Origin of the sequence: Pseudomonas sp. B6002 (assembly GCF_013385985.1) — a bacterium.
Taxonomy (GTDB): domain Bacteria; phylum Pseudomonadota; class Gammaproteobacteria; order Pseudomonadales; family Pseudomonadaceae; genus Aquipseudomonas.
In genome coordinates, this window is the sequence record NZ_JACAOY010000006.1 from 13,922 (window position 1) to 26,257 (window position 12,336).

General features: G+C 50.4%; 13 protein-coding genes. 4 read left to right on the forward strand and 9 right to left on the reverse strand.

Annotated elements, in window-relative coordinates:
• The first annotated feature begins 30 nt into the window (after positions 1-30).
• The 3 genes from HX792_RS07205 to HX792_RS07215 all read left to right on the forward strand — a co-directional run bounded on the left by HX792_RS07205 (position 31) and on the right by HX792_RS07215 (position 2,116).
• Positions 31-231, forward strand: coding sequence for a hypothetical protein (locus HX792_RS07205; RefSeq protein WP_176995424.1), 201 nt, complete (start codon positions 31-33; stop codon positions 229-231).
• Positions 232-622: 391 nt separating this feature from the next.
• Complete coding sequence (locus tag HX792_RS07210) at positions 623-802, forward strand: hypothetical protein (RefSeq protein ID WP_176995425.1); 180 nt, start codon at positions 623-625, stop codon at positions 800-802.
• 375 nt (positions 803-1,177) lie between these two features.
• Entirely contained in the window at positions 1,178-2,116 is a 939-nt protein-coding gene (locus HX792_RS07215) for a tetratricopeptide repeat protein (RefSeq protein WP_176995426.1), read from the forward strand.
• Positions 2,117-2,188: 72 nt separating this feature from the next.
• Here the strand turns inward: HX792_RS07215 and HX792_RS07220 are convergent, their stop codons facing one another.
• The 6 genes from HX792_RS07220 to HX792_RS07245 all read right to left on the reverse strand — a co-directional run bounded on the left by HX792_RS07220 (position 2,189) and on the right by HX792_RS07245 (position 5,758).
• Positions 2,189-2,503 (reverse strand): hypothetical protein, encoded by a 315-nt coding sequence (locus HX792_RS07220; RefSeq protein WP_176995427.1) that lies wholly within the window; start codon positions 2,501-2,503, stop codon positions 2,189-2,191.
• 259 nt (positions 2,504-2,762) lie between these two features.
• Positions 2,763-3,005, reverse strand: coding sequence for a hypothetical protein (locus HX792_RS07225; RefSeq protein WP_176995428.1), 243 nt, complete (start codon positions 3,003-3,005; stop codon positions 2,763-2,765).
• 94 nt (positions 3,006-3,099) lie between these two features.
• Positions 3,100-3,345 (reverse strand): DUF3630 family protein, encoded by a 246-nt coding sequence (locus HX792_RS07230; RefSeq protein WP_176995429.1) that lies wholly within the window; start codon positions 3,343-3,345, stop codon positions 3,100-3,102.
• A gap of 47 nt (positions 3,346-3,392) precedes the next feature.
• A complete protein-coding gene (locus tag HX792_RS07235; protein ID WP_176995430.1) occupies positions 3,393-4,124 on the reverse strand; it encodes a hypothetical protein in 732 nt (243 codons plus the stop codon).
• 80 nt (positions 4,125-4,204) lie between these two features.
• Positions 4,205-4,654, reverse strand: a complete 450-nt coding sequence (locus tag HX792_RS07240; RefSeq protein WP_176995431.1) for a hypothetical protein — start codon at positions 4,652-4,654, stop codon at positions 4,205-4,207.
• Positions 4,655-4,807: 153 nt separating this feature from the next.
• Positions 4,808-5,758 carry a LysR family transcriptional regulator gene (locus HX792_RS07245; RefSeq protein WP_176995432.1) on the reverse strand — a complete coding sequence of 317 codons (951 nt, stop codon included), beginning with the start codon at positions 5,756-5,758 and terminating at the stop codon, positions 4,808-4,810.
• A gap of 98 nt (positions 5,759-5,856) precedes the next feature.
• Between HX792_RS07245 and HX792_RS07250 the strand changes: the two genes are divergently transcribed.
• A complete protein-coding gene (locus HX792_RS07250; protein ID WP_176995433.1) occupies positions 5,857-7,080 on the forward strand; it encodes an MFS transporter in 1,224 nt (407 codons plus the stop codon).
• A 379-nt stretch (positions 7,081-7,459) separates the two neighbouring features.
• Here HX792_RS07250 and HX792_RS07255 read toward each other — a convergent pair whose 3' ends face one another.
• From HX792_RS07255 to HX792_RS07265, 3 genes are all read right to left on the reverse strand, one after another.
• Positions 7,460-9,367, reverse strand: a complete 1,908-nt coding sequence (locus HX792_RS07255) for a UvrD-helicase domain-containing protein (protein WP_176995434.1) — start codon at positions 9,365-9,367, stop codon at positions 7,460-7,462.
• A 342-nt stretch (positions 9,368-9,709) separates the two neighbouring features.
• Entirely contained in the window at positions 9,710-11,611 is a 1,902-nt protein-coding gene (locus HX792_RS07260) for an AAA family ATPase (protein ID WP_176995435.1), read from the reverse strand.
• Between the two features lie 473 nt (positions 11,612-12,084).
• Complete coding sequence (locus HX792_RS07265) at positions 12,085-12,309, reverse strand: hypothetical protein (protein WP_176995436.1); 225 nt, start codon at positions 12,307-12,309, stop codon at positions 12,085-12,087.
• Positions 12,310-12,336 lie beyond the last annotated feature (27 nt).

A 12,336-nucleotide genomic window follows, 5' to 3' on the forward strand; every position in this document is an offset into this window, starting at 1 on the left:
CCGTCCTCCTATTTGAAAAGGAATATTAAAATGGCTAAGGGATACCAGTCGTTTCTGCAGAAATCGACCCGCATTACCTACTGCAGCAAAGAGAAATATGCCAATCACGAGCTCTCTGCCGTATGGGTGGCTGATGCATTGAAGCACTTCAAGATCGAGGCCTCGGACACCAAGGACTACAAATACCCTCTCGACAGCCAGCCGGCCCGAGCCACGATCTGGCCGACCTGACCGCAAGCGCTCCAGGTGCTGTAAAGGACGCAGACGGCCAGCCACTTCGTCGACAGACGGGGATGTCAACAGCCGGCTCTTGATGGCTAATGCCAGTCAGCTTGACTGACTGGCATTAGCCGCTGCGAGAACTGCGGCGATGATCTGCACTGTGTTTATCCGTTCACTAATCGCCGCGCCAATCGTATGAAAAACCCAAACCTGCCAGTCGCCACAGGCAGAAACTCACCCAAAGCGCGCATTTGACAGTCAGTACTCGATAACTGACTTTTCACTGTGGTTCCCACTCTGACCATAAACAACGGCGGCCAATGGGGGCCATTCACCTCAGCCTGACTCGTCCCCGTTGCTTCGCATTCTTCACGCACCCGCTTCAAAAAGGTCACAGGAAATGAGATCAGTAGAAAACAATCCTCCACAGCTCACGCGTATTCCGCTCGCCGCCATCGGCGCCTTGCTTGGGGTTGTTTTCAGCCCTTCGCGCAAGGTGTTCAAGGCGCTGGTGGCGTTTGTGTGGGTGGTGGTTGGGATAGGGGGGAATTTGGCGGTTCTCGCTGTGATGGTCACGTAAGCGTCCCCGGTGGTCACTCGCGAATTGCTCCCTCAGTCCCTTCAATACAGGCGAGCCCGCCTATGATTTTGAACCCCGTCATTACCGCTCATTTGGTCGCTGAAGTCAGGGCGCTTTCGGCGTCACCGCGTTGGCAATATCCAGACACTCCGGGGTCGGCGCAAATAGTCGAGTTGAGCGCGCGCCTCTGTTCTCCAACGATGTACAGAGCCTTTCGGGATACTCCTGAAGGCAATTACCTGTTGTACGTGATCGAGGCATATGAGCAGGCCATGAATGATGATTTCAGGCGCTCGCAGTAGTACCCTTGCGACCGCTCAATATTTCCGTCATGGCATGTAAGGACACAGATAAAGTATGACTCGGAACCTATCATTGATTGCGCTGTTGTTCGCCTTGGCTGGTTGCCAAAGCCTGAGCGATATGGGTAAAAACACCGCTGCCTACATCAAGACGGCACGAAATAATCCGGCATCGATGGACCTGCAAAGCACCCGCTACGAGCCGTTTGGCACCTTCGATTACACGCGTGACGACAGCCAGAGCAATGCCTGCCATGAAGCCATTTATAGCAGAGAGATTGCATCCGCTAGCCTGAAAATGGTGAAGGAGGGGAGCAATGCTGGCAATGCGACGTGCCAGCATGTACTCGGCACGTTTTACGAGAGCGGAAATGGCGTCACTCAGGATTTCGGTAAGGCCCGCAGCCTGTATCTCGAAGCGGTAAAGGATGACCCATATGCCTATGTTGAACTCGGACGCATGGCGCACGATGGGGTGGGCGAACCCGCTGATCTGGTCAAGGCCCGTGATTACTACCGACTGGCGGGGCGAGCGGGTGCGGTGGCGCTGGGTGGGATGATGGAGCACGGTCAGGGCGGTACACATGATGTGCCCGCAGCTTTGAAGCTTTATGTTGAGGCGACGCAGAAATATGGCGACTCAGCCTGGCAGGCGATGCGGCCGTTGTTGGCGCGAGGGGTTGAACTCGACGCCGAGCAGGTGCAGAAATACAACCGGTTATGGATTGAAGGATTGGTACGCCAACAACGCATTCGCTTGGTGATGTCTTCGGTGTTCAAGCATGTCAGGGCATCCGGTCAGACCTTCACGGTCACCGTGCTTTATCAGTTTGCAGTGGGGGACACCCGTTCCAAGGCCTATCTGGTCAAGAGCTGTGGCGATCCGATGATCGACAATCTCGTTGTGGCGGCCGTGGACCGTCTATCCATGAAAGACCTCTATTTGACTCCGGGAGGAAAGGGGGCTCCAAGTATTCAAGTTCCGATCATGCTGGTGCCCAGTGCTGGTTGAAATTGCGTGTTGTCATTGGCGTCATTGCCGGCTCGGACTTTGTAAAAACACCACGTGCCAACGCCGTTGAATTTATAGGGTAAGGAATTCCAATGTTTCAAGGTCGATCTCGGCGTAGCTTCCCACATCACTTTTGTAGAGCCAGATCCGAGAGACCCCCAGCGCCGTCTGCAAGAAAGCGACAAGCTGCCCAAGGGGGCCGTTGGCCTGTGCCCTGGTCGGACTCACGACAGTCGCACGCCCTGGTTCGTTATCGTATGTTCTGATCAGGAACATATTCCCTTCGTTCTGCACGCTGTGATTATAGCCACGGTACTCATACCCTAAATCGTGGTCGACATCGTCAAAACGGGTAGATTTCACTATCTTCACAGCAGCGTCCAACATTCGGGTTCGACAGGAGCATCGCTTTGCGAAGCGCTTTGTTCAAGGGGAGTATGAAGCTCAACCGCTGGCGTTCGAAACTCCCGATCGAAGCCAACGCATAACTTGTGATCTTCATCGGTGTGACCTTCATGTCATTGAGGCAACCCAGACCCAGCGGTGGGCTCCCTGTTTTTAGAAAACCTAAGATTTCTGCCGAAGCCACCCCATGCAACAACGACGGCGCTCTATCCGCCTCAATACCTGTATCCCATTCTCCGGGTCATGCAGACGACAAAGCTGCCGGTCCGTGAAAATGAAAAAGGCGCAAAATTAACCTCGAAGCTTTTTCACCATCAGCCTCGTAGAGTTTGCGCAATGAATCTTGATCGTTGAGTTTGTGTAGGTTGAAGTGATTATAGAAGGCTTGGCCCAATCGCTGATGCTTGAAGCCTCCTTGACCCCACAGCCGGATGAACTCGTCATAGACTGCGCGTTCGATCTGCAGCGACAAATTAGTTTCCATCTTCGGGAAGTCATCAACGAAAGACTCAAGTTTACGAACCGACTACGAATCTCTCAACCCTCACAGTCTGCAGCTAAGAATGGTTAAAGCCAGGCTATTCAAACAACGCACGTACTCGTTGAGCCATCTCATCGGCGTTATCAGGTACATCTACCAAAATGCCCAGATAGTGTTCAAGGTGCAACGTGAGCATCTGTTCACCCGCCATCAGATCCCAGTAGCGCTCATCCAGGCCGTCGACTTTTTCTTTCCAGTAACCGCCCAGCGCTTGTTCAAGCTTCTGAGCCACGTCCTCGAAAAGTTTCCAGTCGGCGTGTTCTGATATTTCTATGGTCACCATGCTTCACCTTACAGGAGTTGATTACGCTTGGATGGGTATAGAGGGCACTACCACCACCTCCACCAGGCCTTCTGAACAATCACCTCAGGCGCCAGCGAAGCCCTCTCAGAACTTGCGATCTTCATCGGTGTGACCTCCATGCCATCGAGGCAACCCAGGCCCAGCGGTGGGCTCTCTGTTTTTAGAAAACCCATGATTTCTGCCGAAGCCACCCCATGCAGCAACGACGACGGCGCTCTATCCCGCCTCAATACCTGTATCCCATTCTCCGGGTCATGCAGACTACTCACATCGCAGCCTTCAACGCCCTCCAGCAGCAGCGGCTGGACCGTGACTGTCCCAGGCTCATAAGTGATTTCCAGATCACCGCACACGCAACGCAACCTTTGCAGTTCACCCTTCGACGAGATGCACACAAAATCCAGCCCGTCGTCATCGGTGCAAACGCTGCAAATGTCTAATTGAAGGCTTTTACTAAGCGCCAGGTTGAGGTTCAAGAACGCTCTCTTGAAGGTGTTGGCTAGCCGGGCGCTCTCAAGCACCGTGTACACCCGCGACAACGCTGCCAGTTGTTCAGGCAGCTCAAGGGGTACATCCTTGATGGGCGGCATGGACGTGAAGGGCCATTTGCGTTCTGCGCCGGCCTTGAACGTGTCCAGGTAGAACGACGTGGTGTTTTCATCCCTGTGCAATGACCAGCCAATGCTCTTGGGTAACGTGGAAAGTGGCTCCAGCGCCGGCATCACGTTCATCGCGTGAGCCACGACAAGGTGTCCCATGGTGTAGATCCTTTCGGTATAGGACTGAGCTGGGGTGAGTGGCTCGTTGTTCTTTAGCGCTCGATACATGCAGTGTTTTATTAACGTATGCAGCAGAGGGTTTTAGTGTGGTCCCTGTAATAAAGCCCCTCTAACGTTCCGGTTACCGCTGGCAAGCCTTCGAACGACTCTGAATAGTACGACAGGGGGAGTACTTTTCTCAGCGCTTGCACCTCTGGAGGTCCATCACTCCAGGTTGGAACACTCATCCCGTTCCAAAAGGTAACGTAGCAGTCATTTCGAACAAATAGCACAGGCTGTAAATGCCTTGCTTCTTGGCTGTCGGCCCAGTAAACGTAACCCGCATATTCAGAGTTGTCGCTGCCTACAAAGCGGGTTTTGACAACACAGCATCTTTCCCCAATATCATCTTTTTCAAGCAAAGGACAAACACTGGCCTCGTTTCTCACGGTTTCATCCATGGGGAAAAACCAAACACTATGGGCATTCAAGTCTGCGAGCGTTAGATCGTATACCTGCTTGCTCTTCATGGATTATTCCTGCTGATAACATGTGTCATTGCATTTGGTGGATTTGATGATCTAAGTTTTTATAAAGCTTTTAGTGTTTATCTTCGATGGCCAACGTGAAGATAACGGGCAGGTGCATCGTAGACAGAAAGCCTCCACGCTGCCATAACAGGCTCACAACCTCCCCACACGCGGCACCTCAAGGTCGAGCAACAGCTCTTCGGTGGCGCGACCAAACTGCTTAGTCAAAAAATCCAGCAGCACCCGCACCCGGGGAGCCCTGTAGCGATTGCCGTGCAGCACCGCGTAAACACCAGCCTCACGCACACAAAACTCCGGTAACAGAACCTTCAGCCTTCCGGCACGGATATCGGCTGCGGCGTCCCAAATGGTCTTGCGGGCGATGCCGTGCCCGGCCAGCGCCCAGGCGCGTGCGAGTGCGCCATCGTTGGTTTCCCAGGCCTGGCTCATGGGCACGGTGTGGTTCCATTCCTGGCCGTCCACCGTGAAGTGAAAGGTGTTCAAGGGGCCTGCGGACGTTACCAGCACAATGAATTTGTGCTGATCCAGGTCGGCGGGTGTTTGAGGTTCGCCGTATCGCGCCAGGTAATCGGGCGAGGCGCAGAGTACCCGCCAATTGGGCGCCAGTTGCTTGGCGATCATCGAGCTGTCCTGGGGCTGGCCAAACCGGATGGCCAGGTCGACATCGTCCTGCACCAGGTTCGACACCGAATCCGACAAGGTCAGCGCCACGCACAACTGCGGATGCAACGTGCTGAATGCCTCCAGCCAGTCGTTCAAAAGGTTACGGCCAAAATCAGCCGACGCGGATATCCGCACCTTGCCCCGCACCTCTGTTTGACTGGCCTGAAGCCCGGCTTCGGCCTCATCGATCGCCCGCAACGCGACCCAGCACTGCTGCAAGTAAAACCGGCCTTCTTCCGTGAGGCGCAGCTGGCGCGTGGTGCGATCAAACAACTTGGTGCGCAACGCCGCCTCCAGCTTGATAAGCCGCGCGCTGGCCGCAGCAGGCGACAGCGCCAGTTTGCGCCCTGCAGCCGACAAACTGCCGAGTGCCGCCGCCTCGACAAACAAACGCATATCACCCAATCGGTCAGTGGCCATATTCAATTCAGTTTTGAAAATTCATCAAAGGGTAGGCCAATTATCAAAACCAATGCAATTCCCCACACTGGCGCTTCCTATCCCGTTGAGCACAGGTCATGAACGGCGAATCGCAACTTGAAAATAGCGTTTTAAATCCACCCGGCGAGCACGAACTTCGCACCACCGCACGCCTGCCACTGGCGGCCCTGTTGGCCCTGACACTGGGCAGCTTCATCGCCACCGCCAACGAAACCGTCCCCGCAGGGCTGCTGCCACAAATCGCCGAGGCATTCGGCGTGTCGCAAGCTTGGGCGGGCCAGTTGGTGACCCTGTGCGCACTCGGCTCCGGGTTGGCAGCCATTCCGTTGACCCTCGCACTCCAGGGCTGGAGCCGGCGTTTGGTGCTGCTGCTGGCCATCGCGGTGTTTGTTGTGTGCAACGCGGTGACAGCGCTGTCGCCCTGGTTCTCCTTGACGCTGGCTGCCCGCTTCTTTGTCGGCATCGCCACCGGCCTGGCCTGGAGCCTGCTGGCCGGCTACGCCAGACGCCTGGTCCCCCCGGCATTGCACGGCCGCGCCATGGCACTGGCCATGCTCGGCATCCCACTGGCCCTGGCCCTCGGCGTACCGCTGGGCGCCTGGCTCGGCCAGCTCCTGGGCTGGCGTTGGGTGTTCGGCACGCTCTCCGGGCTGAGCCTGTTACTGATGGCCTGGACCTGCCTCAACGTGCCCGACTACCCAGGCCAGCGCCCCGACCGACGCCTGCCCCTGCGCACCGTCCTGCTGACCCCAGGTGTGCGGCCTGTACTGGCCGTGGTCATGCTCTGGATACTGGCGCACTACACGCTTTACACCTACATCGCCGCCTTCCTGGCCTCCGTCGGGATGGCTGACCAGGTGGAGCAGGGGCTCTTCGCGTTCGGAGTGGCGGCCCTGTTTGGGTTGTGGATCACGGGCGTGCTGATTGATGGCAGGGTGCGGCGCCTGATGGTGCTGAGCCTGTCGGCCTTCACCTTGGTGGCGTTTGCCTTTGGGGTGGGTGGGCTGTCTGTCAGTGCGATTTATATGGGCATGGTGCTGTGGGGCTTGAGTTTTGGTGGGGCGCCGACCTTGTTGCAGACCGCCTTGGCGGACGTTGCCGGGGAGGGGGGTGATATTGCGCAGTCGATGTTGGTGACGGTTTTTAACCTGGCGTTTGCGGGGAGTGGGGTGGTGGGTGGGGTGATGTTGGCGACGTGGGGGGCGGGGGGAATTCCGTGGGTGGTGTTGGGGGTGTTGGTGTTGGGGGGGATGGTTGTTTGGGTGGGGAGGGGGGAGGTGTTTGGAGGGGGTTGTCGGTAAGGGAAGTTGGGGGTTGATTGGTTTGTTGCTGTGCGGATGGTTGTTGTTGGCTGAGGGCTCTGCTTATGGCGGCTTTCGGCCAAAAGGAGACGTTCAGATGGGGCCGTCGTATCGTCATTGTCGAAATAGAGGAATTCAGTTTCTCTCTAAACGCCGCGATACTTTGAATGGCGCCACAATTCCACCTCTTATCCTATGGATACAACTGCTCATGACGAGCGAAGCGGATAACCGGCGGTGCGATTTTCACACAGCAGGGTTGTTTCATTCTCTGCGATTTGTGGCCATGTTCGCCATCGCTCGATCTTCATACCTTCTTGACGTATCAACGTCTGAACACTTTTTCTTTATCGCATCGAAGTTATACCCATCGAAGCTATTAAATAATGCTATTCAATGGATCAAAATTTTTTTCAAAAAAATCTTCATAAACACTTCCAGCAGATATAAATGCAACAATGCTTTCCTTTGCCCGAGTAAGCCCGGTATAAATTATCTCAGCAGAATCTTTGTCACAGACAAGAAGAACAACAAGCGGGGACTCATATCCTTTGAAGCTATGAATAGTGGATAGTTTAGTAACTCCACTATTGAGGTTGAACCCAAATTTCTTTGAATTACCAAGAGCCTTTGCAGACTTATTAAATTTCGGATGCTGCATCATTTCTAGAGTGGCGAACGTCGTGAGCGTGCGCTGCTTATGCCCTTCCCCGTTACGGAGATGATAATCCAAATTTTGAAGCACACTTTCCCTGGAGCACACTATTGTCAGGTCATTTGGATGCAAGCCTTCTTTTTTTGTTAGACTTACAATTAATTTCGCACATTTATCCAGATCATCCTCATGATAATAAGAGTAGGCGTTAACCCCTAGCATCGACAGAGACGGCTGGTAAGACTCATCCACATCCAAGTCATAGTTCTCCAGGAGGTGGGTCGCCTGAAAAAGAGCGGCAACTTTCATGATATGGCTATCTTGTTTGAATCGGAAGCTTTTGGTTAGCTTTTCCCACCGTCCAAAGCCATCGATCAGCTTAGATCGTCTTTCGGAATCAATAGCTCGCGCGTAAATATTTTGCTTTTCATCCCCGAACAACACCATTTCGCCATCTGAGCTTAAAAAATTATCCCTTATTATTCTTAGCCATTCTGGCTTATAGTCTTGAACTTCATCTACCAAAATCGTATCGTATCGTCGAACACTTTCGATACTTTGAAAAATAATTTCATTTGAAAAGTAGCGATCTTCCAACTCCTCCCACGACAAATCTTTAAAATCAATCTGAATACCATAATTGTTAAACGCAGAACTCATAAATCCATGATAGTGCGCAATCTCAAAATTAGCCCATGAAAAACCGTCACGAACTTCACTGATTTTTTCTTTAATATACATTTGCAAAGTGATATTGAAGGTCAAAATCAAAACGGCACCTTCATGGCGCTTATGCGCGTTCACCGCACGTTTTGCCAATACAGTAGTTTTTCCTGAGCCAGCCACACCGCAAATTTTAGCTCTGGCTCCCTGTGAGCTTTCACATAGCCTTGATTGTAGCTTGCTATATTGCAGCTCTTTCCCCTCATTCGCATAGTGATAAGGGGGAAATAATAAACGATAAAATTCTTTATACACAGTTTCGTGAAAACTTATGCCGTGTAAATTTTTGCTAAACGAGATTCTCTGTAGATTGTCCCTGGTTACTGACAATAGCGTCAGATCCCTAGTAAGCTTTTTCTTCTTGCTCTCCAGATACTTTCGTTTCTTATCATAGCTTTCGTGTGATATTTTTTTTGACTTGAAATTACTTTCATTAACTCTAAGCTGGCAGTTTAGGCCTTCGATAGCTGGGCCATAAAAATCCTCAAGCCCCTTTTTATCAGCACAGTGAAAATACACACACACATTGACAATATTAAAAAACCTTTCATTCCTTATATTCTTTTCTAAAAGCCCGTTAATGTGAACATCGAAAAATGCTTTCTTGTATGCAAAGGCCTGTGCAAAAGGGGATTTAATTATTTGCCCGTTACTCCTCAAGCTCCAAACGTTATCTGAAGATACTCTATACCGCTGAAGATCCCAATCTTTAACCTCGAGCACCACAACGCCCAACTCCTTATTGAGCAATACAATGTCTGGCCTGTCGCCATTGAAGCAAGGTTGAAAAAAAACATTTGTGTTTTCGTCGAACATTAGGCTGAGAGCTTCGAGCAAGTGCAACTCACCAAGCGTAGGTGCTTGCCTAGATTTTTTAATCTGCTCAATATTAGGAATTACACTTGCCACAGACCTCATTCCTTTGAATATGCTCAATGCGCATAGTAGCACAAAGCCATATCTCACACAATGAATGCGCCATTCGTTCAGTTAATAATACCGGAAGCCTAAACTTTTGTTAAAGAAAAAAATCCGCTCGAAAACGGAATTCGTAGTTACCACTTTTACTAATTTTCTTTCACTAAAGGGAATCGATAGCGTGTCACGCTTTAGCCGAATGCTGCCTCTAGGAAGGGCAGCAAACGGCCAGAAGCAGACCTTCAAATCATCTGCTAAACTGTGGCGATTAAGCCACGCACTCTAGTACGCGCTGGCTGAAATCGAAAGCTGGTCATACTGCTAGTTTATCCTTTAGTAAAACGGGGGCTGGGCATCAAAGGTGGTCTGCATATAATCAAGTATTAGTTCTAATTTAGATAGCGTCTCAGGAGATAGTTTTTTGGTATCTGGTGACGGCGTACCGCATGCCTCAGCCAAATACCATCCTATTTGTTTCTTTGTCGGCTTTGATGCAATACCTAGCTCATTTTTTATAATTTCAAAGTCGATGTTGGTTAGTAACTTTTCCAAAGCCATATTCGAAAAGCTGGCATCAACAGACGCTATCGTAGCAACACGCTCTCCCGTCAGAAACCATTCATCCTTATAACGTTTGGCGGCTTTTATACCTTCCTTATCATCGTCTAAGAGAATAAAAAACTTTTGTGCCTGCCCCATGAGCTGACTTATGACTGGGTCTGAAGCCCCGGACCCCACGCCAGGCATAATGCTAAAATTAATTTGCTTTTTTAATACTTTGCGCGCCAATTCCAGAGCGTAGTAGTCAGATATTCCCTCTACAATTAGATACGGACCCGCCCCAATCAACTCTGGAGGGACATACTCTAACCTTTCGATGACTGGTTGAAAGTAACTTGATCTAGAGGGAAAATCTGATACGAATCTGCGGTAAGGAATTGCTGATATCGTGGTAGGCTTCGTATCTAGCCCAAAATTGTCGGGCTTGTCATAATCCAGAGCGGAATTTTCAACAATATAAGCTGAGCCTAACCATTGTGGATTGATCATGTGATGACTGTGAGTAGAGTAAATTATTCGATTTCCATTAGAGGCAATTCGCGAGAAACTTTTCAGAAGTTCTGCCTGTGCCTTAGCGTGCAAGTTAGCTGCGGGCTCATCGAAGATGAAGATAGTTTTCCTGTCGCTCGTATTTTTGAATGCGGTGAATAACAAGAAGGAAAAGAACCACCTGAATCCGAGAGACCTTTCATTAATTGAGAATCTAGATTCCCCATCAGAAACTTGGAAGGTTGCATAGGGCACATCATTTTTTTGGGAGTCAATTCCCCAGTCAACCGTGATGCTATTAGCTGATATTGATCGCTGAAATATTCTTTGCCAGCTACCTAAGACTTCTCTTGTTATAGTGCTTGATATTTTCTGAAACACAGAATCTATTAGCCCTTTGCTAGGGCTACCAAAAAGCATTGAGAGCCAGTTTTGGTTGTTCTGCTTTGCCTTGAACTCTCTAATTCTATCGCAAACATGTTTCCCTATGTCTATGCCAGCTTGCGAACTGTCAAGTATGTCTTGAAAGGCGAATCGATAGTGCCTATTGATTGCCGTTTCGCCCTCATACTCTTCAAGATAGATTCTCGCAGGCATGTCCACTAAAAAAGTTGGGAAGTAAGATACTCGCTCGATCTTTGTGGAAAGATGATTGATTGCAATCAACCAAAAATCAATATCATTGACCTTTTGATCTGGCCTGTCGAGCTTGATATTTTGTTTTCCTCTAGGCTTTTTAACTGTGAAGCTTATTGCCCATTCATTTATAGTCCGCTTAAGAGCGCTATCCTCAAAATAAAACTTCTTAACTAGTGTGAAGTTTCTTTTTATTGATTTTTCGTCAAGAATCAAGGAGTTCTTCTTTGCAAGATCAATAAGCTCTTGGATATCTTGCTCATGGACTTCGATGTCGGCTTGAATTTCAACCGCGTCTGAGAATGCAGCTTTGAGGTGCATAGGGATAAGACGAATAGCAGAGCTTGCTGCGAATTGGCCGTCAAAAATACTAGCGACAGACTTGTCGCCAGTAACGAACAATGAAAGAGCCTCTAAAACAGTTGTTTTTCCACTTTCATTAAGGCCTATCAGTGTTATTACTGGGCTATTCGACTTATTGGCGATATCGATACTGACGCTTTCAATTCCCTTGAATCTTTTGATGGTGAAACTTTTTATTTTCGCCACGTAAACACCCTTTAATAATCGTCATTTTTTGCGTCGCAGAGTGCGCTACGTAAATATAGGGTAGAGAAGATAAAATCGCTAGAGAGCTCGCCTTTTTTCTCTAACGAGCTCGATATTTACCTATAGGGGCGTTTGCACCCTCTGAAAAACGGCGAGGTAACGACCATCGATCTTTACATAGCTAAACTATTTTGCGTTGTCAAAGGCTAAGAAGGGCGAGCGAATTGAATCGCTCCGAGTTTCATAGATGCTTTCGAGCCTCAGGGACACCAGCCTAGTCCCAGTTAGACTGTCCGCTTCTGGCCGATTACTGCCTGTCGCGACCGCCTGAAAACGACCCAACGCAGCCAGTGACAATTGGCAGTGACCGACCAGAATCGGTCGATCGTGAGGTGGAGCCGAGCCCGTTCCGCTACCCGGTAGACGCAACGCTTAAAGCGAATAAACACTTCACGTGTTTACTCGTAGATTTTTCAGCAGTACAAAAAATTAGCGAACTGCCGCCAAGGATTGCAGGCTTGAAGCCCTTGATCGACGCCAAAATTACTGGCCTCGGCCCATGCAATAGCTCCGTCCACGAAGGCTTCTATCGTCCCGTTTTCCCAGTCACCATTCGATTTGTCTTCCGCCAGGGCGTGGGCAAAAGCCAGAAAGGTATTGGCGTCCTTGACCTGATCCAACTGCTCATGAAGCTCCATGGGTTTCTCCGCTCAAAGTCATAAGTA